17 protein-coding genes are annotated in these 20,160 nt (G+C 68.6%); 12 read left to right on the top strand and 5 right to left on the bottom strand.

Features of this window, described 5'->3' with window-relative positions:
• The first annotated feature begins 46 nt into the window (after positions 1-46).
• Positions 47-586, top strand: a complete 540-nt coding sequence (locus LNV23_RS18110; protein ID WP_263564265.1) for a DUF1579 domain-containing protein — start codon at positions 47-49, stop codon at positions 584-586.
• The gene (locus LNV23_RS18105) at positions 577-936 is read left to right on the top strand and encodes an NIPSNAP family protein (protein WP_263564264.1); all 360 of its coding nucleotides are present in this window, start codon (positions 577-579) and stop codon (positions 934-936) included. The genes LNV23_RS18110 and LNV23_RS18105 overlap by 10 nt, the downstream gene beginning before the upstream one ends.
• Positions 937-1,100: 164 nt before the next feature.
• Here the strand turns inward: LNV23_RS18105 and LNV23_RS18100 are convergent, their stop codons facing one another.
• Entirely contained in the window at positions 1,101-3,434 is a 2,334-nt protein-coding gene (locus tag LNV23_RS18100) for an ATP-dependent DNA helicase (protein ID WP_263564263.1), read from the bottom strand.
• Positions 3,431-4,234, bottom strand: coding sequence for a hypothetical protein (locus LNV23_RS18095; RefSeq protein ID WP_263564262.1), 804 nt, complete (start codon positions 4,232-4,234; stop codon positions 3,431-3,433). The genes LNV23_RS18100 and LNV23_RS18095 overlap by 4 nt, the downstream gene beginning before the upstream one ends.
• Before the next feature lie 198 nt (positions 4,235-4,432).
• Between LNV23_RS18095 and LNV23_RS18090 the strand changes: the two genes are divergently transcribed.
• From LNV23_RS18090 to LNV23_RS18080, 3 genes are all read left to right on the top strand, one after another.
• Entirely contained in the window at positions 4,433-5,092 is a 660-nt protein-coding gene (locus LNV23_RS18090; RefSeq protein WP_263564261.1) for a TlpA family protein disulfide reductase, read from the top strand.
• Between the two features lie 642 nt (positions 5,093-5,734).
• The gene (locus LNV23_RS18085) at positions 5,735-6,346 is read left to right on the top strand and encodes a DJ-1/PfpI family protein (protein WP_263564377.1); all 612 of its coding nucleotides are present in this window, start codon (positions 5,735-5,737) and stop codon (positions 6,344-6,346) included.
• 139 nt (positions 6,347-6,485) lie between these two features.
• The gene (locus LNV23_RS18080) at positions 6,486-6,674 is read left to right on the top strand and encodes a hypothetical protein (RefSeq protein WP_263564260.1); all 189 of its coding nucleotides are present in this window, start codon (positions 6,486-6,488) and stop codon (positions 6,672-6,674) included.
• Positions 6,675-6,697: 23 nt separating this feature from the next.
• On the opposite strand, the gene LNV23_RS18075 is transcribed toward LNV23_RS18080, so the two are convergent.
• Entirely contained in the window at positions 6,698-8,119 is a 1,422-nt protein-coding gene (locus tag LNV23_RS18075; RefSeq protein WP_263564259.1) for an aminotransferase-like domain-containing protein, read from the bottom strand.
• 212 nt (positions 8,120-8,331) lie between these two features.
• Between LNV23_RS18075 and LNV23_RS18070 the strand changes: the two genes are divergently transcribed.
• The 3 genes from LNV23_RS18070 to LNV23_RS18060 all read left to right on the top strand — a co-directional run bounded on the left by LNV23_RS18070 (position 8,332) and on the right by LNV23_RS18060 (position 10,444).
• Positions 8,332-9,612, top strand: a complete 1,281-nt coding sequence (locus tag LNV23_RS18070; protein WP_263564258.1) for an MFS transporter — start codon at positions 8,332-8,334, stop codon at positions 9,610-9,612.
• Between the two features lie 93 nt (positions 9,613-9,705).
• Positions 9,706-10,182: an ASCH domain-containing protein gene (locus LNV23_RS18065; protein WP_263564257.1), complete on the top strand. Its 477-nt coding sequence runs from the start codon at positions 9,706-9,708 to the stop codon at positions 10,180-10,182.
• Positions 10,183-10,321: 139 nt separating this feature from the next.
• Positions 10,322-10,444, top strand: coding sequence for a hypothetical protein (locus LNV23_RS18060; protein WP_263564256.1), 123 nt, complete (start codon positions 10,322-10,324; stop codon positions 10,442-10,444).
• Positions 10,445-10,477: 33 nt separating this feature from the next.
• On the opposite strand, the gene LNV23_RS18055 is transcribed toward LNV23_RS18060, so the two are convergent.
• Both LNV23_RS18055 and LNV23_RS18050 read right to left on the bottom strand, forming a co-directional pair.
• A complete protein-coding gene (locus tag LNV23_RS18055) occupies positions 10,478-11,743 on the bottom strand; it encodes a sensor histidine kinase (protein ID WP_263564255.1) in 1,266 nt (421 codons plus the stop codon).
• Positions 11,733-13,064 (bottom strand): sigma-54-dependent transcriptional regulator, encoded by a 1,332-nt coding sequence (locus tag LNV23_RS18050; protein WP_263564254.1) that lies wholly within the window; start codon positions 13,062-13,064, stop codon positions 11,733-11,735. The genes LNV23_RS18055 and LNV23_RS18050 overlap by 11 nt, the downstream gene beginning before the upstream one ends.
• Positions 13,065-13,224: 160 nt before the next feature.
• On the opposite strand from LNV23_RS18050, the gene LNV23_RS18045 reads away from it, so the two are divergent.
• From LNV23_RS18045 to LNV23_RS18030, 4 genes are read left to right on the top strand one after another with little or no spacing between them, the layout of a single operon-like run.
• Positions 13,225-14,514 (top strand): efflux RND transporter periplasmic adaptor subunit, encoded by a 1,290-nt coding sequence (locus LNV23_RS18045; RefSeq protein WP_263564253.1) that lies wholly within the window; start codon positions 13,225-13,227, stop codon positions 14,512-14,514.
• 43 nt (positions 14,515-14,557) lie between these two features.
• Positions 14,558-15,235 (top strand): ABC transporter ATP-binding protein, encoded by a 678-nt coding sequence (locus tag LNV23_RS18040; RefSeq protein WP_263564252.1) that lies wholly within the window; start codon positions 14,558-14,560, stop codon positions 15,233-15,235.
• A 16-nt stretch (positions 15,236-15,251) separates the two neighbouring features.
• Entirely contained in the window at positions 15,252-17,654 is a 2,403-nt protein-coding gene (locus LNV23_RS18035) for an FtsX-like permease family protein (RefSeq protein ID WP_263564251.1), read from the top strand.
• 24 nt (positions 17,655-17,678) lie between these two features.
• On the top strand, positions 17,679-20,108 hold the full coding sequence (locus LNV23_RS18030; RefSeq protein WP_263564250.1) for an FtsX-like permease family protein: 2,430 nt from the start codon (positions 17,679-17,681) through the stop codon (positions 20,106-20,108).
• The last annotated feature ends 52 nt before the right edge of the window (positions 20,109-20,160 follow it).

The following is a 20,160-nucleotide window of genomic DNA, read 5'->3' as shown; positions in this document are numbered from 1 at the left end:
AATTAGGCTTCCGGCTTCATTCCGCATCCCCCGTGAGCACACAGGCATGGCACATCCAAGCACCAGCATCCCAGTCACCCCCAGCATTGGCGCCGCCACTGACTTCGACTTCTTCGTCGGCTCCTGGCAGATACAGCACCGCCGGCTCAAGGAGCGGCTGACGGGCTGCCAGGAATGGGAGCAGTTCGAGGGCAGCTCAAGCATGCAGAAGCTGCTCGGGGGCCATGCCAATATCGATGACAACCTGATCCACTTGCCCGATGGCGACTACCGGGCCTTGACGCTTCGCAGCTTCAACGCAGCGACGGGTTTGTGGTCGATTTGGTGGCTGGATGGGCGCCATCCCGATCAGCTCGATGTGCCCGTTGTAGGCAGCTTCAAGGACGGCAAAGGTTACTTTTACGCCGACGACACGCTCAGAGGACAAGCCATCCGCGTTCGCTTCCTGTGGACCCAACGCTCTGAACTGGGCCAGCCGCGCTGGGAGCAGGCGTTCTCCACCGATGGAGGTGTCAGCTGGGAAGTCAACTGGGTGATGGACTTCTGCCCTGCCGAGTCCCTCGCAGGAGAACCCGCATGCCCGTGATCGAGATTCGCGGCTACCAGTTGGTGCCTGGCAGCCGAGATCGCTTCCATCGGCTGATCAGCCAACACAGCTTGCCTCTGATGCGGGAATGGGGCTTCGACGTCGTCGACTTGGGCCCCTCGCTGCATGACGCAGACAGCTATTTCCTGATGGGAGCTTTCCGCGACATGGACGCCCTTGAGGCCGACCAGACTGCGTTCTATGCAAGCCCCGCCTGGCGCCAGGGACCACGCGAGGCCATCGTGAGCCTGATCGCGTCAGACAGCAATGTGGTGCTCGAGATGAGCCTCGACCGCATCGAGGCCTTGCGCAATCGGGCCATCGCCCCGGCTTCGCAAGCCCGCCCCTGACGCGCCATTCACGCTGACCGAAACTCAAGGACTCCCCGCCGAGAAAGGGGCCTTGTGGCTGTGATTCGCTGCGCGTGCCGTCGAACCTGGGTTTGTGGGCGGCTTCATGTCCCGCCATGAATGCAGGGCGCGAGGCGCAAACCCATCGCGGCACGGCATCTGGTTCAGCCCTCCACCCGCCACCAACTCGGCAGCAAGGCCCGCACCTCGCGCCGCGCAAAACGGTCGTCCAGCAGATGGATCACGCCTCGATCTTCGGTCGTGCGGATCACGCGGCCGGCGGCTTGCACCACTTTTTGCAAGCCCGGGTAGAGGTAGGTGTAGTCGTAGCCCGCACCCTTGAGTTGCTCCAGCCGCGCGCGGAACTGCTCGTTGACGGGGTTGACCTGGGGCAGGCCCAGGGTGGCGATGAAGGCGCCGATCAGGCGCGCGCCTGGCAGGTCCACACCTTCCGAGAAGGAGCCGCCGAGCACCACAAAGCCGATGCCCTGGCTCTCGGGCTTGAAGCGCTGCAGAAAGGCCCGCTGCTCGGCCTCGCTCATGCGCCGCGCCTGCGGCCAGAGCGGCACGCCCGGATGCTCGCGGGCGAACAGCTCGGCCGCTTGCTGCAGGTAGTCGTGGCTGCTGAAAAAGGCCAGGTAGTTGCCGGGCCGGGCCTGGAACTGCGCGCCGATCTGGGCGACCAAGGCGGCCAGGGAACGCTGGCGGTCGGCGTAGCGGGTGGAGATCTGGCGCGCCACCTTGACCTCCAGCTGCGCCGCCTCAAACGGCGACTCCACCTCCAGATAGGCCCAGTTCTCGGGCAGGCCCAGCAAGTCAGCGTAAAAGCCGGCCGGCTGCACCGTGGCCGAGAACAATGTGGCCGTGTGGGCGGCGAGCAGGCGCGGCCGCAAAAAGGGCGCGGGCACGATGTTGCGAATCGCCAGGGTGGTGTGCAGCTTGGCTTGGCTCTTCGCGAAGCCCGGGGCATTGCTGTTGCGCAGGGTCAAGTCGCAGAGCGAATTGGCATCCAGCTGCTCGGCCAGGCGGGCAAAGGCCAGGGCTTCGAAGAAGAAGTTCTGCAGCGCCGGCTCCAGCGGCTTGGCCGAGCCGGCCTGTTGTTGCTCGCTGATGGCCGCAGTGGCCTGCTGCAAAGCCTGCTTCCAGGCCTCGGGCAACTCTTTCAAGACTTGGTAGGGTTCGGCCGCGTCATCGCCGGCCGTGCTTTTGCTCAGTTGGGTCCAGGCCCGCTGCAGGCGATCGAGCGGCGCCTTCAGCGAAGGCGGCGCCACCAGCTTGGCACCACGCAAGCTGTCTTGTTCCAGCTCGGCCGAGTACATCTTGCGGCCACGCTCGAGCAGGTTGTGCGCCTCGTCGGCCAGCAGGCCCACGCGCCAGCCGTTCTGCTGAGTCAGCCCGTGAAGCAAAGCGCTGCTGTCGAAGAAATAGTTGTAGTCACCGACCACCACATCGGCCCAGCGCACCAGCTCCTGGCTCAGGTAGTAGGGGCAGACCTCGAAGGCCAGGGCCAGGGCGCGCACGGCGGCGCGCTCCAGAGGCAAACCGCTTTGAACGGCGGCGGCGCGGGCCTGCGGCAGGCGGTCGTAAAAGCCCTGAGCCAGGGGGCAGCTCTCGCCATGGCAGGCTTTGTCCGGGTGCTCGCAGGCCTTGTCGCGCGCCACCAACTCCAGCACACGCAGGTTGCCCGGCGGGGTCTTGAGCTTCTCCACACCCTCGAGCGCCAGGCTGCGGCCGGAGCTCTTGGCCGTCAGGAAGAACAGCTTGTCCAGCTTCTGGCCCGGCATGGCCTTGAGCATGGGAAAGATGGTGCCCACCGTCTTGCCGATACCGGTCGGTGCTTGGGCCAGCAGCACCCGGCCGGAGACTGCGGCTTTGTAGACGCCTTCGGCCAGGGCACGCTGGCCGCGGCGGAAGTCCGCGTGCGGAAACGCCAGAGCCAGCAGGGCCGCATCGCGCGCCTCGCGGTGCGCCTGCTCTTGCTGCGCCCAGGCGACATAACGCCCGCATTGTTCGGCAAAGAAAGCCTGCAGATCGGCGGCGCTGTGCGTCTCGGCGAACGCGGTCTCGCTCTGCGCCATGACGTCGAAATACACCAAGGCCAGCTCGACCCGGGCCAGATTTTCCTGCTCACACAGCAGGGCGCCGTAGACCTTGAGCTGGGCCCAGTGCAAAGCACGGTGGTTGGCGGGCTGGGCCTCGAGGCTGCCCTTGTAGGTCTTGATCTCCTCCAGGCGCTGGCGGCCGGCATCCCAGCCATCGGCGCGGCCGCGCACGCGCAAACGGGTGCCGCTGTCTGACTCCAGGAAAACGCCGCTGAGGCTCAGCTCGGTCTGGTAGCCGCTGCCACGCCGGCCGGCCACCAGGGCATGGCCGGCCATGCCCTCCAACGCCGTGGGCGCGGGCGTGAAGCGCAGATCCAGATCGCCGGCCTTGGCGCTGAACTCGCAAAGGGCGCGGACGGCGACGACCAGCTCTTCGGCTGCAGCGAGATCGCTCACACCGTGCTGCCTGGATCGCCGAGCATATCCGCCTCGGGCTGCGCCCCCGGCTCGCCCAGATGGGCTTGCGGGCTCTCGCCCTCCAGCCGATCGGGCGTGGCCTTGGCCAGCGCCATCCAAACGGCAAAGGGCAGCTCGCAGGGCTGGTAGCGCGCCGGGCGCAGCAGCTCCAGCCGGCCGGTCTCGACCTCGCCATGCAGCACCCAAACGCCGAATTCAGGCGGCAGCTCCTCGGGCTCGGCCACACCCGCTGGGAAGACGTAGTAGCAGGCGCTGCACAGCCATTGGTAAGACTCGCGCTTGGCCGCATGGCGCAAATCGGACTGCAAATCGGCCCGGCTGGCCTTGACCTCGTGCACCACCGGCTGCAGATAGGCAGCCACCGAGGTGTTGCGCACCGAAAAAAGATCGGGCCGGGCCATGCGCCAGGGCCGCTTCGGGCGGGCCTCGTTCGGCGCGTCCAGCAGGTCTTCGCCGAACAACAAGGGCGTGGGCGAAGCCGCCATGGTGGGCACCATCTCCTCGGCCTGAACTTGCGCCCGCAGCGACAACTCGCGCCAGACAACGCGGCCGTCTTTCTGCATCAGCTGCTCACTCATGCGCCGGGCCAAGCGGTCATGCAGGCTCAAGGCCCGCTGGCCGCGCTGGCGCGAGGCCGCAAGCGCAGCGATACCGGCCGGCGTCAGCTGCAAGGTCTCGTGGCCGCCGGGCGGACAATGCAACTCCACCCAGCCGCCGGCCAGCAGGTCGATCTCCAGCGGGTCGCGGCAGGGCCAGCCGCCCGAGCGCCAGATCTTCATCAGGCGGCTCAGCTGGGCACGGCCCAGCTCCGGAGCAGATGCTGCAGAGGCGGCTGAGAGGCTGGGAGCGTCGGGGGCAATCACTGGATAAGTTTACAGTGGCCGCCGGGTGATATTACCCACCCCCTGAATCGCAGTTGAAATCCTGGCCCAAGCTGAGCATGCTGGCCCTTACCCAACAGCCCAGGACACTCAGCGATGCCACTGACGTCATCACGCAAGCCCAGCCCCTTGTCTTTCCGCAAGAGCTCTATCCTTGGTTTTCGCCCCGTTCACCTCGCCACACTCGCCCTCGCTGCCCTGAGCCCGAGCGCTTTTTGTCAGACGCAGACTCCAGCTCAGGCTCCGGCCAGCCCAAAGCCCGCCGCGGCTCTACACGCCAAGGCCAGCAGCAGCGCCGCCACCGACCCCGGCCTGGTCCTGGTGAACAACCCCAGCAGCGCGGGCATCCCCAGCAATTGGCAGGTGCAGGCCAGCAGCCTGAACGGCGACACCTTCGCCCCAAGCCAGCTCCAAGGCCGTGTGGCCGTGGTGTTCTATTGGTCCACCAATTGCGCCGTCTGCCGCGACACCTTGCCCGAGCTGCGCAGCAACCTCGAAGGATGGCGCAAGAAGCCGGTGGCCGTGGTGCAGGTCAACGTCGACAAGCAGGCCGAGGACTGGCGCAGCTATGAGCAGATCCGCAACGTCATGCACAAGCCCGTGCCCGGCCTGTTCTCCTTGCGCATGGACGCCGGCCTGTCGCCCACCAAGCTGCCCCTGACCCTGGTGGTCGACGCCCAGAACCGTGTGGTGCGCCGCTACGAAGGCCGCATCGCGCCTGAGGCCTGGAACGACGTGGCGGACCTGTTGCCCTGAAGCGCTGGCGGGGCCAGCGACTCACCACAGCCTTCGCCTCTGAGATGGCGTTTCAAGATCTGCTGCAGCTGCGGCCGCCGGCGCTCGGCTGTGACTTGCCACTGCCTTAGGTCCGCGTCAGGAAATTCAACGAAGCCGCCAGCCACAGCGTGGTGCGCGAGACCACCACGGCTTCGCACGGATGGCTGCGCGAGCAAGCGGCCGCCCGCATCCAGGCCAGGTGCAATCAGCATGCCCAACTCCAGCTCACGGGCGGCTTGCAGCGTCGAGATGTCATAGGCGCGGTCGCTGCGGGCAAACAGAATCAGGCGAACGGGAATCAAAAGCGTCACCCAGCGCAGCAGCCCTTCGCGTGAGGGCAGGCGCGCTGGCGAAATCAAGAGCGCCGGCCCGACATTCGCCAGGTCTTTGAAGGCCCAAGCCATGGCTGCCAGCTGAGGCTGCAGCCGCCAAGGCAGCTCAGCTGCAGCGCGAGGCCGAGATCAACGATGAGCTGAGCAAGCTGCCAAAGAGCCGGCTGCGGTACCCGACAGTCCCATGCGATGTACTCAGGACAGGTTCTTGATGGTCTTGGGACTCCGGCCTAGCATGGGCCTCGGTCCGATCGTGATCGACCGCAACTGCCAGCCCCATCCCATCCCTATGCACATCGCCATCCTCACCTTCGACGGATTCAACGAACTCGACTCGCTGATTGCCTACGGCATCCTGGCGCGGGCACGGGCACGACAGGCCGATTGGCGCGTCAGCATCGCCAGCCCCACGGCCCACCCGGTTTCATGGAGTGGCCTGCGCATCGAGGCCCAATGCGGCCTCGACGAGGCGCTATCGGCCGACGCGGTCCTGATCGGCAGTGGCGCCCGCACCCGCGAGCTGGTTCAGGATCAGGCCCTGATGCAGCAACTGCAGGGCCTGGACCCACAGCGCCAGTTGCTGGCCGCGCAATGCTCGGGGGCCTTGATCCTGGCGGAGCTGGGCCTGCTGAACGACATTCCGGCCTGCACCGATCTGACGACCAAGCCCTGGGTGCAGGAAGCCGGTGTCGAGGTGCTGAACCAGCCCTTCTTCGCTCGCGGCAATGTCGCCACCGCCGGCGGCTGCCTGGCTTCCAGCTATTTGGCCGCTTGGTTGATCGCCCGCTTGCAAGGTGTCGAGGCGGCGCGCGCGGCGATCCACTATGTCGCGCCAGTGGGCGAGAAGGATGAGCATGTCGCCCGGACGCTGGGGCATATCGAGCCCTTTCTGGTGGCATAGGCAGCCACACTGCGGCGCTTGATGGATTCTTGATGGCCGATGCCGCTGGCTTGCCACCCTCTTGATTGCGAACTTCCTACAGTCGTTTCCGTGGCCCCAACTTCTGACACCGAGGGGCCCGAACACCCTGGAGTTCCACATGCGACGTTCCACCCTGTTCCATTCTTTCGCGCCGGTGATCCTGGCCGTCAGGCGCGAGCCCCAACGGCCCGATCGGCTCGCGCTCAACCAGCCGCGGAACCCGCGTGAAGAGGGCTGGCTGGAGCGCCGAAGCGCGGGCGCCACGGACTGGATGGACCGCTGGATCCTCAAGCCCAAGCAAGGCTGAAGGTCAAGGGTGCAGAAGAAGAATCAGGCCCGGTCCTGTTGCATGGCGCAAGCCAGCTGGCCCAACATGCGGACCGCCGTTTCGCGTTCCGCGTCCCAGGGCTGGCTGGCCGTCAGGCGCAGGCAGTGGTCGAACTGCCGGCCCTGGCTGAAGACCGCGCCCGGCAGAAAGTTGCAGCCGCGTGCGCGCGCCTGCTCCAACAGCGCACAGGCATCGAGACCCTCGGGCAGTTCCACCCAGAGCACATAGCCACCTTCGCTGCCGCTCACCCGACTGCCGACTGGAAAGTGATGGAGCACCGCCTGGATGAGCCGCTGCAATTCCAGCTTCAGGCGTCTGCGCAGCCGGCGCAGATGCGCATCAAAGCCGCCCTCTGCGAGGAACGCGGCCAAGACCTGATCCATCAGCGCAGGCAACAACTCGCCATGCACCGCTCGCTCTGCCCGCAGCCTCAGGTGGTGGCGGTGGCTGGCGATGAAGCCGACATTGAAACCCGGGCCGGTGCTGCAGGCGAAGCTGCCGCAGTACAGCACCCGGTCATCGCGGTCGAAGGCCTTGACCGGGCGCGGCCGGTAGGCCCCGTGATGCAGATCACCCAGAAGATCGCACTCAAGCAGCGGCAGCCGGTGGTGGGCCAGGAGCGCTGCCAAGGCCTGTTTGTCGGCATCGGCCCAGCTGGCGCCCGTGACGCGATCCAACACCGGTTCCAGAATGCAGGCCGCCGGCGCCTGGGTCTGCATGAGCTCGTCCAGTGCCTGGACCGTCTGCGAGCCCGTCAAACCTGGCGGCAACTCCAGCACGCGCCGCCCCATGCTGACGATCAATTCCAGCGTACGCAAGGAGGTCGGGCCGGACACCACCACCGCATCGCCGGGCTGGCTCAGCAAACGCAGGCAGAGCTGCAAAGACTCGCCCTCGCCCTGCGTGACCACGATGTCCTCGGCGCTGTAATCGCAGGCCAGTCGCGACGCACGCAGGGCCAGCTGCTCGCGCAAGGCCAGCGATCCGTGAACCAGTCCTTGCGCCAGCAGTGCCGGATGGCGCCGTAGCTGCCGGGCCAGCAGACGCTGCAGGGCGGCCAAAGGCAGCCAAGAGGGCGCCAGGCCGAGATGTCCCAGGGACAGCACGCCGGCCTGGGAGGCGGCCAGGCTCATCAGGCGCTGGCGGCGTTCATCGAGCGCCAGGGCCGTGGCCGCCGACAGCACGGGGGCCGGCCTGGCAACGGGCGCGCAAGCGAAATAGCCACGCCGCGCACGCGCTTCGATCAGGCCTGCGTCCTCCAGCTCATGCAGCGCATGGGTCACGGTGGCCAGGCTCAGGCCATGGCTGGCACAGAGCTGACGCACCGAAGGCAGGCGACTGCCGGCCGGAAAGGCGCCCGACTGCAGGGCAAGCCGCAGCTCAGCAGCCAGGGCGCGGTACAGCGAGGTAGGGGCAGAACTCACGATCCGAAGGGCAGCCAAAGCCGAGCAGCTTAGCGGCTGTTACCGCGCCGCATGGAGTCACAGCCGATCGCGATGCATCGATACAGCGCCGGCCTCTTCTGTACCCATGCGCCAGACCTGCAGCTGTGCCTGTTGGCCGCGACTGGGTCTGAGCAGAATCCGCCGCCTACCCACAGCCCAAGAAGGAACGCCCTATGCAGGACGATGGAACGATGCTCGCAGACCGATCAGTGCCGGCCTTGCGCCGCCTGCTGCTCGGTGAGTGGCTGGGCCTGCTCGCCAGCAGCGCCTCACAGACCAGCCTGAGTTGGTGGATGGCCAGCCACGGTGGCGCCGCCGACCTGGCGATATACGGCAGTGCCATGGCCTTGTGCAGTGTGCTGGCCATGCCGCTGCTGTCGCCCCTGGGTGACCGCCTGTGCAAGGCGCGCGTGGTCTGCGGCGCGCGCCTCGGCCTCGTGTTGGAAGCCCTGCTGCTGGCCGGTCTGGCGCACTTCGGCCATTACGCATTCCACTGGATCTGCCTTTGCGGCCTCGCCTCCTGCCTGGCCAACGCCGCCTTGCTGCCGGCACAGGCCAGCCTGCTGCCTGAGCTGGTTCCGGCCGCGCAGCTGCCCCAGGCCATACGGCTGCGGCGCAGGGCACAGGCGCTGGGCAGCCTGCTGGGCCCGGCACTGGCCGGCGCGGCGCTCGGCCTCCGGGGCAGCAGCGCCAGCCTGCTGCTGAGCTGCGGGCTGGCCGTCGCAGCCGCCGCAGCCGCGTGGCGCATGTCCGCTTCGGCCACGCCATGCCGGGCACTGCCACCAAGATCACGGCGGCCCTGGTCGGCGGAGCTGCGCGCCGGCCTGCGCGCCAAATGGGGCATCGAGCTGGACCGCTGGTGGACGCTGTGCGGCGCCTTGATGATGGTGTTCTTCCAGCCCGCCACCGGCATGTTGCTGCCCTTGCGCCTGCAGGCACTCGGGCTGTCCGCCGGCTGGTTTGGCGCCTGCGGGGCCGCGCTGTCAGCCGGCCTGCTGATCGGCCTTGCCGGCTTGGCCGATGCGCTGATCCTGCGCCTGGACCGCGTGCGAGCGATCGCCTTGGCGGTGGCGCTCTGTGGTCTGGCCCTAGGCGGCTTGGGCCTGTGCGAGCAGGCGCCGGGCTTGCTGCTCTTGTTCGCGTTGATCGGCATTTGCATGTCGGTCACCCAGCTGGTCGGCCAGACCCATCGCGCCCTGGCCGTGCCCGACGCCTTCCGCTCCCGCATGGCTGCGGCACAGCTGGGCACGGCCCAGCTCGCCGCCAGCCTGGCACCGGCGCTGGCCGGCTTTTTGCTGCTGTTGCTGGACGCATCGCTGCCGGCGATCTACCTGATCATGGCCGGCGGATTTCTGTGCAACGGCCTGGGTTTGCTGCTCATTCCTGAACTGCGCGGCTTTCTGCGTCTGGATCATGAGCAGGTGCGGGATTGGTATGTGCGTCGCTACCCGATGGCATTCAAAGGCGAGTGAGCCCCCCCCCCGCGGCCGTGCGTGTCGGGCGCGCTGGGGCCTCCGCCACAATGAGGCCGCGACCGAACCGGCGCTTTCACAAGGCAGACGCCCATGCGAGTTCCAGAAGCCCTGCGCCCGCTGTGGCAGGCCTACGCCGACAGCGTCGGCGGCCTGTCCGAGGACCACTTCTACGAGGTCTGCCAGTTCGGCGACACGCCCGAGCTGATGGACGAGCTGGCCGGCTTGGTGATGGCCGGCCGCAAGCGCGCGACGGCCGGCGCGGTCTGGTCTTATCAAGCCTCGGGCCTGGGCCTGCCGCAGGCCGGCCTGCTCAGCATCGTCACCGACGCCCAGGACCGGCCACTCTGCATCATCGAGACGCTGCAAGTGGACCTACTGCCCTTTGATCAGGTCACGGCCGAGTTCGCGGCGGCGGAGGGTGAAGGCGACGGTTCGCTCGCCTTCTGGCAACAGGCGCACCGCGACTACTTCCAGCGCGAGTGCGCGCGTGCCGGCCATAGCTTCAGTGACGACCTGCTGGTGGCTTGCGAGCACTTCCGCGTCGTGCACCGGTTCGCACCCGGCTGAGGCTTCGCCCGCGCGGCAGTCCCTTGCCACCCAACGGCGCCCAAGTTCCCAACATAATTTTCAAAATACAGGCACAGAGAAGCCGCGTCACCATTGACGAAACCAAAGCGCCGAGCCCGACGCTCAAACCAGGGAGGGCATGAAGCGAGGACTTCTCAGCGCGGCCGTGATAGCCAATCAGCTGGGCGGCGAGGATGGCCGTGCCACGGTGCCAGCCATGGAGCGGTGGCTGAACCCGCGACTCGGCAAGGCGATGCTCTGAGCTTGCCCGTCTCGACGCCCAAGCGACACGAACTCAAAAGCTCAAAACAAAACACGCCCCGCCCGCCACCGGCTTGACGTAACGCACCGTGCCGCCCATGCCGTGGATCAGCTTGCGCACCAAGGCCAGGCCGATGCCATGGCTGCCGTCTTCGCGAGCCTGGGGGGCGCTGCGGGTGCTGAAGAAGGGCAGGAAGATGTCGTTCTCCAGACCGGCCGGCACGCCGGGGCCGTTGTCGCGCACCTCCAGGGCCAAGCGGCCGCCGCGCACCAGGCGGGCGCGCACCTGCAGGCGCGGCTGGGCCAGGCCGGCGGTGGCCTGGGCGGCGTTCTTGATCAGGTTGAGCAAGGCCTGTTCCAACTGGCCCGGGTCGGCGCGCAGACTCAGGCTCTCGGGCTCGACGGTGAAGCTGGCCTCGCCGCCACGGGCGCGCCAGTCGGCGGCCACCAGCTGTTCCAAACGCGCAAACAGCTCGGACAGCTGCAGCACCTCGGGCTGGGGCGCGGGCAGCTCGCTGATGCTGCGGTAATGGCCGACGAAGGCTGCCAGGGAGGCTGCACGGCGGGCGATGGTGTCCAAGGCCAGGTTGAGATCGGGGCCGGCCTCGGGGTCGCCCAACATCTCGCGCGCGGTGCGCGAGAGCGAGGCGATGGGGGTCAGCGAATTCATGATCTCGTGCGTCAGCACATGGACCAGCTGGCGCCAGGCCTTGAGGGTCTCGGCCTCCAGCTCCGACTCCAGCGGCAGCAAGGCCAGCAGGCGCGCATCGACACCGCCCAGGCTCAGGCGGCTGCCGGCCAGCAGCCAGCGCTCCTGGCCGCGCTCGGTGGCGATGCTGAGCAGCTCGCGCCCGGCCTCGCCGCGAGCTTCGCGCAACTGCGCCAGCAAGGCCTCGCGCTCCAGCGCCCCACCCGGCGCCAGCAGGCGGCGCGCGCGCACATTGAGCGCCGTCACCTGCTCGCCGCTGATGCGCAGCAAGGCCACCGGCACATGCTCGAGCTCGCCCTCCAGCAGGCTCAGCTTTTGCTGCAGATCGGCCTGCAGCGCCGGATTGCCCTGCGGCTGATCGAGGGCGAGCGCGGGCAGCTGCAAACGCCCCAAAGCCAGCCAGCCCCAACGCGCCACGGCCAGCTGGGCCAGCAGGATCAGCACCTGCCAGCGCGGCGAGCCTTGCTGCCAGACCAAGCCCGCGGCGCCCAGCGCCAGCAGCAAGGCGGCGAGCAGCACGCGGCCGCGCAGGCGCTGGCTGCGCTGCTGCTGAAGCTGTGCCGGCGACAGCGACGCGCGCTCAGAGCCCATGCTTTTCCATGCGCCGGTAGAGTGCTGCGCGGCTCAGACCCAGCAGGCGCGCGGCCTGGCTGATATTGCCCTCGGCCTGGCGCAGGGCTTCGTCCAGGGCCTCGCGCTCGCGCTCGTGCAGGCTGAGGCTCGGGCCGGCGCTCGATGTCGCCGCAGCCGCTGGGGCGAGCATGGTGGCGGCGCTCAAGCCAAAGTCTGCCGCTTCCAGCTGCGCGCCCTGCCCCAGGATCACGGCCCGCTCGCAGGCATGGCGCAGCGCGCGCACATTGCCCGGCCAGTCGTTCGCCTGCAAGGCCTGCCAAGCTGCGGCACTGCAGTCGCGCAGGGGCTTGCCGTACTGCTGGGCATAGGCGGCCAGGTAGTGACGGGCGAGCAGCGGGATGTCTTCGCGGCGCTCGCGCAGCGGCGGCACGCGCAGCACGATGGTGTTGAGGCGGTAAAGCAAATCGGGGCGGAAGCGCTGCGGGTCGAACAGCGCCGCTTCGTCGAGATTGGTGGCGCTGACGATGCGCACATCGACCGGCAGCGCCCGGTCGGCGCCCAGCGGCGTCACCTCGCGCCGCTCCAGCACGGTCAGCAGCTTGGCTTGACCGGCCAGGGGCAGATTGGCCACCTCGTCGAGGAACAGGGTGCCTCCGGCGGCCGCCTGAAAACGGCCGGGCCGCTCCTGGCGCGCATCGGTGAAGCTGCCGCGCTTGTGGCCGAAGAGCTCGCTCTCCAGCGTGGTCTCGGACAGGGCGCCCAGATCCACGGCCAGGAAAGTCTCGCCGCTGCGTTTGCTCCAGGCATGGATCTCGCGTGCCACCAGCTCCTTGCCCGAGCCCATCTCGCCCAGCACCAGCACATTGGCCTCGGTCGGCGCCACGCTCTGGATCAAGGCCCGCAGCTCGCGCATGGCCGGCGCTTCGCCGAGCAGGGTCGAAGGCTGGCCGGCTCCACCCTGCGGCGCACGCCGGGCCAGGGCCGCGGCCACGGTGGCGCAGAGCTTGGCGTTGTCCCAGGGCTTGGTGACGAAGTCGAAAGCGCCGGCCTTGAGCGCGGCCACGGCCAGGTTCACTTCGGCGTAGGCCGTCATCACGATCACCGGCAGCTCCGGGCTGTGCGCCAGAGCGCGCTGCAGCAGTTCCAAACCCTGAGCTCCATCGGTGCGGCCGGGCAGAAAATTCATGTCCAGCAGCAGCAGTTCCACATCACCCGAGTCCAGGGCCGGGGCCAGGTCCTCGGGCTGCTGAAGCAGACGCACCGGGCCAAAGCGGCGCTGCAGCAGCAAGCGCGCCGCCAGGGCCACATCGGGGTCGTCGTCCAGAATCAAAATCGCCATGGCGCGAGGTTAGCAGCGCGCCGGGCCGGCCAGCTGTCCGATTCCGGACAGGTGTTCAGGCGAAGCGTCAGCCGGGTGTCCGCTCCCGGACAGGCCCGATGCCATTGCGACCGAAAACCAGGCAGTACAGCCTGGCACGCGCTTTGCGTACAGAGGCGACATGAATGCGAATTTGCACCGCCTGCCCCCCGTCACCGGCGCCGCCATGGACCGCCCCTTGCCGAAGAAGAAGTACGCCCGCGCCCTGCGTTGGGCCGGTTTCAGCCTGGCCGCGCTGGCGGTGGCCTCCGCGCTCTACCTCAGCGTGCCGCGCGGCCTGTCGGTTCCGCTGAGCGAGCTGAGCCTGTCCACCGTGGCCGACGGCGAGTTCCGCGATGAGCTGACCCTGCGCGCCCAGGTCGTGCCGGCCCACCAGGTGCTGCTCGATGCGACCGACGCCGGCCGCGTCGACGCGGTGCTGGTGCGCGACGGCGACATGCTCAAGGCCGGCGCCCTGCTCTACCGCCTGTCCAACCCGCAGCGCGAGCAGGAGGTGCTGCAGCGCTCGGCCGAGGTGGCCCAGCAGCAGGCCAACTTGGCCATGCAGCGCACGGCCCTGGCCAATGCGCAGAGCATGCTGCGCCGCGACCTCAGCAGCCTGCAGCACGAGCTGACCCGGGCCGAGAACGACCTGGCCCGCCAGCAAAGCCTGGCCGCGCAGGGCTTTGTCTCCAAATCGGTGCTGGAAGATGCGCAGCTCAAACGCGAGCAGCAGCAGCGCCTGCTGGCCCAGGCGCGCGAAGACGGCGCCGCCGAGATCCGCACCCGTGAGCAGGCCGTGGCCGAGATGGAGCGTGCGGTCAAAGGCCTCAGCGAAGGCCTGGCCGTGGTGCGCCAGGCCGCCGCCGGCCTCTCCGCCCGGGCGCCGCGCGATGGCCAGCTCAGCGGCTTCAGCCTGCAGGTGGGCAGCAGCGTCAAGCCGGGCGACCGCCTCGGCCGCATCGACGACATCGCCAGCTTCAAGCTGGCCGGCAATGTCGATGAGTTCTACCTGGCGCGCGTGCAAAAAGGCCTGCAGGCCACGCTAGAGGCCGCAGGCAAGACCTGGCCCCTGACCGTCAGCCAGCGCCTGCCGCAGGTGAAAGACGGCCGCTTTGGCGTCGAGCTGGAGTTCAGCCAGGGCATGCCGCCGGCCCTGCAAGCCGGCCAGAGCCTGGACGCGCGCATCGTGCTGGGCCAGCCCAGCCGCGCCCGCCTGATAGCCGACGGCGCCTTCTACGGCGACAGCGGCGGCGCCTGGGTCTACGTGCTGAATGCCGAGGGCACGGCCGCCGAGCGCCGCCCGGTGCGCCTGGGCCGGCGCGCGGCCGGCCGCATCGAGGTGCTGGACGGCCTGCAGCCCGGCGAACGCGTGATCGTTTCCAAGGTGCGCGCCTACGGCGACGCGCCGCTGCTCAAGCTCAAGACCTGACCCCCATCGTTTCTAAGAACACCCCAAGAGGACAGAGAACGCCATGATCCAACTGAAAAACCTCAGCAAGCTGCACCGCAACAGCGAAGTCGAAACCACCGCCCTGAACCAGATTGATCTGCAGATCGAGGCCGGCGAATACCTGGCCATCACGGGGCCCTCGGGCTGCGGAAAATCGAGCCTGCTGTCCATCCTGGGCTTGCTGGACGCACCGAGCAGCGGCGAGTACTGGTTCGAGGGCCAGAACGTCACCGGCTGGAACGAGCGCCAGCTCAGCGCCCTGCGCCGCGGCCGCATCGGCTTTGTGTTCCAGAGCTTCAACTTGATCGACGACCTGAGCGTGCGCGAGAACATCGAGCTGGCCCTGGAGTACGGCGATGTGCCGCGCAGCGAACACGCCGGCCGAGTGGATGCCGCCATGCAGCGCCTGGGCATTGACCACCGCGCCAATCACCGGCCTTCACAGCTCTCGGGCGGCCAGCAGCAGCGCGTGGCGATTGCGCGCGCCATCGTCTCGCGCCCGGCCCTGCTGCTGGCCGACGAGCCGACCGGCAACCTCGACAGCGCTCAAGGCGACGAGGTGATGCGCATCCTGCGCGAGCTCAACGAGGAAGGCACGACCCTGGTGATGGTGACTCACTCGCCGGCTCATGCCGCTCAAGCCTCGCGCTGCTTGCGCTTGCTCGATGGCCGCGTCCTCGTGGACGCTCTGGCGGCCTGAACCCGAAAGCACGTCCATGAAACTCAAAGACCTGCGCGTCAGCTGGCGCCAGCTGATCGCCGAACCCGCCTATTCCCTGGTGGTGGTGCTGGGCCTGGCTGTGGCCATCGCCGCCGCCTACCTGATCGCCCTGCTGCTCAATGACCGCTGGCTGCCCGATCCCAGCGTGCCGCGCCCCGACCGGGTCGTGCGCCTGGAATTCAAGGGCAATATCCCCGGGCGCAACGACGACTGGTTCAGCTCCATCCCCTATGTCTTTCGCAAAGCCTTGCAGGAGGCGAAAGCCCCGATCAGCCACGCAGCGCGCACCACAGAGAGCGATCTGGGTCTGCGCGTGGGCGAACAAGTCAGCAAGAACCGCGTCATGTTCACCGACCCTGATCTGGTGGCCATCTTCGGCCTCAAGGCCGTGAGCGGCGATGTGCTGGCAGCTCTCAGCAAGCCGGACACGGTGGCGCTGACCACCAGCGCCGCCGAACGCCTGTTCGGCCGCAGCAGCGATGTGCTGGGGCAGCGCCTGCGCATGCGCGGCCACGACATGACCGTGGCCGCCGTGCTGCCGCGCCAGGCCGCCAACAGCGAGCTGGAGTTCGATGTGCTGGCCAGTTTCGAGTCTCCCGCCGCCGGTCTGCTGCCCTGGATACACAGCGCCTGGTACTACATCAACGGCAATGTCTACGCGCGCCTGGCCGATGGTGCCAACGCGGCCCAGCTCGGCACCCTGATGCAGTCCATCTTCGACCGCAGCCCGGGCACGACCCAGGCGCCGCCCGAGTGGCGGGCCGGCGGCCGCAAGAGCGCCTTTGTGCGCGCCGTGCCCCTGACCCGCATTCCGTTTGAAGGCGGCGGCAGCCAGACCCGGCTGGTGCTGTACAGCGCACTCAGCGTCATGGCCCTGACCATGCTGGCCCTGGCGGCCATCAACTACGTCAACCTCAGCAGCGTGCGCACCCTGCGCCGCCAGCGCGAGATCGCCGTGCGCAAGAGCTTGGGCGCCAGCCCGGCACGCCTGGGTCTGCAGTTCGTGCTGGAGTCCAGCCTGGTGGCCTTGCTGGCCGGCGGCGTGGGCCTGCTCTTGGCCTGGTTGCTGGCACCGAGCTTTGCCGATCTGCTCGACGTCAAGTTCGCTTCCAAGCTGTTTGCACCGGCCCAGCTGCTCAGCCTGGTGTTGGGCTGCCTGGCCCTGGGTGCGCTGACCGGGCTCTACCCGGCGCGCGTGGCCCTGGGCGTGCATTGCGCTCCGGCCCTGCAGGGCCGCAAGCAGAGCGAAGGCGCGGCCGGCCGGCGCCTGCGCCGCGCCATGACGGTGCTGCAATTCAGCGCGGCGCTGACCCTGTCGGGCGCGGCCGTGGTGGTGGTCTGGCAGAGCGAGTTCATGGCCCGCCTGGACTTGGGCTTCAAGACCGCCGGCCTGCTCGCCGTCGAGCTGCCCGACAGCGCCAAGCTCGAAGCCAAACGCGCCCTGTTCGAGGCCTTGCAGCAGCATCCGGCGGTGCGTTCGGCCAGCATGGCCGAGGACGTGCCGGGCCGCAACGGCATCGGCAGCGTGACCACGCTGAGCCGTGGCGAGACCCGCGCTGCGACCCGTTTCAATGCCGTGGACGAGCATTTTTTCGCGACCTATGAGATCCCGCTTCTGCATGGTTCGCTGCAAGGTGTGAGCATTCCGGAGCAAGCGCCGAAACCTGATGGACCCAAGGCGGTGAACCCGGTGGTGATCGACAGCACTGCGGTTCAGGCCATGGGCTTCGCGCGCACCCAGGACGCCCTGGGCCAGGTGCTTCTCGACGACGGGGAGCCGGTCAAGGTGGTGGCCATCGTCGGCCCGGTCAAGCAGGAAACGGCGCGCCATCTGCGCCAGCCGCAGCTGTTCGCCTTGCGCCAGAACGGCCACAGCACGCTGACCCTGAACGGCAGCGATATGGCGGCCCTGCGCGCGGCCGTCAGCGAGCTCTGGCCGCGCTATATGCCGGACGATGTGCTGGTCATGAACGGCGTGGCCGATGAACTCGCCCAGCGCTACCGCCTGGACCGCAATATCGGCCGCCTGATCGCGGCCTCCAGCCTGCTGGCCCTGCTGCTGGCCGCTTTCGGCGTCTATGCGCTGGCGGCCTACACGGTGCGACGCGCGGCGCTGGAGATCGTCATCCGCAAGCTGCACGGTGCCGGCCACCGCCACATCGCCGCGCTCTTGGTCAAGGAGTTCGCGCCCCTGCTGGGCCTGGCCGCCCTGATCAGCCTGCCGCTGATCTGGTGGATCGCCCAGCAGTACCTGAGCGGCTTCATCGAGCGCGCGCAGATGGGCGGCTGGCCGCTGCTGGCAGCCTTGCTGGTCACCTTGCTGATGAGTGGCCTGGCAGGCCTGCGCCATGCCCTGGCGGCCATGTCCATGCGGCCCATCCTGGCCTTGCGCGACTGACTGACTGAAGGGGGCCGCCGCACCATGCGCTTTCTGGACCTTCGTGTGGCGGCCCGTCAGCTGCGGGCCGACCCTTTCAATGCCTCGGTGCTGATCCTGGGCCTGGCCCTGGCCCTGGCCGCGAGCTATCTGCTGGCGGTGATGCTGGGCGAGCGCTTCCGGCCCGACCCGGCGCTGCAGGAACCCGAGCGCATCGTGATGCTCGATTTCCACGGCAATATGCCGGGCCGCCAGGAGGACTGGTTTCTGGGCGCGCCTTTTGCGCTGCACGAGGCGCTGCAGAAATCCGGCGCGCCGCTGCAGCATTTGAGCCGCAGCAGCAGCGACTGGCTGACCTTGCGCGTGGGCGAGCGCCAGCAGCGCAGCGCCGTGCTGGCCCTGGACGCCAGCGCCGTCGAGCTGTTCGGCCTGCGCAGCCTGCAGGGCGATCTGCGGGCCTGCCTGGCCCGGCCCGACACCATCGCCCTGCGCCAGAGCCTGGCCCGCCAGCTCTTCGGCGAGCAGCGTGCCCTGGGCCGCGTGCTTCGTGCCGGCAAGCACCCGCTCAGCGTCTGCGCCCTGCTGCCCGATGCCGGCTCGCAGAGCACGCTGCGCGAGCCGGCTTTCGTCGGCTTCAACTCGCCCGCCGCCGAGCTGGACGAGGAGATGCGCAGCGCCTGGTTCCAGATCACCGGGCGGATCTACGGCCGCCTGGCACCAGGCGCCAGCGCCGAGCAGATCGGCACGCTAGCGCAAGCCCTGCTCGACGCCAGCCCCATCATGAAGATGCTGCCGCCGGACTGGACGGCCGAAGGCCGCAAGGCCGCCTTCATGCGCGCCCTGCCCATCACCCACCTGCCCTTCGAGGGCCGCGAGGGCCGCCTGCGCGTGCAGGCCTTGCTGGCCCTGGGCGGGGTGGCGGCCTTGCTGCTGAGCCTGGCCCTGCTCAATTTCATCAACCTCAGCAGCGTACGCACGGTGCAGCGCCAGCGCGAGATCGCCGTGCGCAAAAGTCTGGGCCTGGGCCCGCTGCGCCTGCTGCTGCAGTTCGCGGCGGAGGCGCAGCTGAGCATCGCGCTGGCGGCCGCGCTGGCGGTGCTGCTGGCCTGGCTGATGGTGCCCTGGCTGGCCGGCGTGCTGCAGCTGCCGGTGCCGGACAGCCTCCTGCAAGCCTTGCCTCTGCTGGGCCTGGCGGCGGGCTGCGCCCTGCTGGGCTTGCTGGTCTGCCTCTACCCGGCCTGGCTGGCCTGGCGGCAGAATGCGGCCGCCGCCCTGCAGGGCCGGCAGGCCAGCGAAGGCGCCTCGGGCCGCTGGCTGCGCCGCACGCTGACGGTGCTGCAGTTCGGCGTGGCCTTGCTGGCCAGCAGCCTGGCCTTGGTCCTGAGCTTGCAGAACCGCCATGTGCTGGCGCGTGAGCTGGGCTTTGATCCCCATGGCGTGCTGGCCCTGCGCATGCCCGACGGCGCCAGCCCGGCGCTGGCGGAAGACCTGCGCCAGGCCCTGGCTCAGCGCCCCGAGGTGCAGGCCCTTGCCTGGAGCGACAGCGTGCCCGGCAGCGGCCGGATCGAGCGCGAGGGCGGCTTTCTGCGCGATGGGCAAACCGGAGAAGCCAGCAAGCTGCGTATCGTCCATGTCGATGCCGACTTCTTTGTGCTCTACCGCATCCCCCTGCTGAGCGGCGAGCTGCGTGCGGGCACGCAGGACACCGTGGTGCTGGACCAGCCGGCACTGCGCGCCATGGGCTGGAGCCAGGCCGCTGAGGCCTTGGGGCAGGAACTGCGCTTCGCCTACACCGGCCTGGCCCAGCGTCAGCAGAGTTGGCGCATCGCCGCCGTGGTGCCGAAGCAGCTGCTGGAAAGCACGCGCCAGCCCAGCCAGCCCCATGCCTTCGCACTCAAGACCAGCGAGCAGGTGCTGGCCACAGGGCGCGGTGCCTGGGTGCTCAATCTGCGCCTGCGCGATGGTGAAGCCACCAGCCTGGCGCGGGCCGAGGCCTTCATCGCGCCGATCTGGAAGCGCTATGTGCCGGATCAACCCTTGCAGCTGGAAGCGGTGGAAGAGGCCATGCAGGAGCCCTACCGCGCCGACCTGCGCCTGGCCGAGCTGGTCACGGCCAGCAGCGTGCTGGCCCTGGCCCTGGCGGGCTTCGGCGTCTATGCGCTGGCGGCCTATCTGGTGCAGCGCCATGCGCGCGAGCTGGTGCTGCGCAAGCTCTACGGCGCCTCGCCGCGCCAGGCCCTGACCCGGCTGCTGCGCGAGTTCGCCGGCCTGCTGCTGATCGCAGCCCTGCTGGCCCTGCCGCTGTCCTGGTTCCTGGGCCAGAGCTATCTGAGCCAGTTTGCTGACCGGGCAGCCATGGGCTTGTGGCCGCAAGCCCTGGCGCTGCTGGGCCTGCTCTTGGTGAGCTTGATCGCCAGCCTGCACCATGGCTTGCAGGCCATGGCCATGCGGCCGGTGCTGGCCTTGAAGAGCTGAGTGAATACGCAGTGACCCGTCCTGAATTAGGTTGACACTAAGAACGGTTGAA

It is taken from the genome of Kinneretia sp. DJ1R-11, assembly GCF_025717595.1.
Classification (GTDB): Bacteria; Pseudomonadota; Gammaproteobacteria; order Burkholderiales; family Burkholderiaceae_C; genus Paucibacter_A.
Note: the sequence above shows the minus strand (reverse complement) of the source record. Positions and strands in the feature narration are given on the sequence as shown.